The organism is Vibrio sp. 1402 (genome assembly GCF_033340275.1).
The window spans coordinates 1-540 of the sequence record NZ_JAWOWE010000617.1; the positions used below are offsets into that span (position 1 = coordinate 1).

The 540-nt window shown below is 47.4% G+C and carries 2 protein-coding genes; both read left to right on the plus strand.

What is annotated here, in order from left to right:
* Positions 1 to 208 (plus strand): FCD domain-containing protein (locus tag R7044_RS27565; RefSeq protein WP_225456274.1); only part of this gene is annotated, 208 nt, incomplete at its 5' end.
* A gap of 129 nt (positions 209 to 337) precedes the next feature.
* Positions 338 to 540: mannonate dehydratase (locus R7044_RS27570; protein WP_225456275.1), on the plus strand; the 203-nt coding region annotated here is incomplete at its 3' end.

Here is a 540-nt window from a genome sequence, read left to right on the forward strand (position 1 = left end):
CTACCGTGAAGAGTGGTTAGACGATCACGCCAAAATCCTTGCCGCATTGCAGCGTAAAGATCCTATCGCTGCAAAAAATGCCATGTGGCAACACCTTGAAAACGTTAAACAGCGCCTGTTGGAGCTGTCTGACATCGATGACCCAAATTTTGATGGTTACTTATTCAGCTCCAACCCTGTTGTTCTGCAGGGCGCTGAAAACGGTTAACCACATTGCCGGCTTCGGTCGGCTCTAGTCAGCGCAGCTGCATTATCGTGGCTGCATATTAAGAAGTCGTTGTGCACTTAGCTTGATAAATTCGAGCGGGCTGAGTGCGTCTTAAAAAAGGTGAGTGTCATGGAACAAACTTGGCGTTGGTACGGTCCGAATGACCCTGTGTCGCTAGACGATATTCGTCAAGCAGGCGCAACAGGGATTGTGAATGCCTTGCATCACATTCCAAATGGTGAAGTGTGGTCTAAAGAAGAGATTTTAAAACGTAAAGCCATCATCGAAGAGAAAGGCTTAACGTGGTCGGTGGTTGAAAGTGTTCCTGTTCA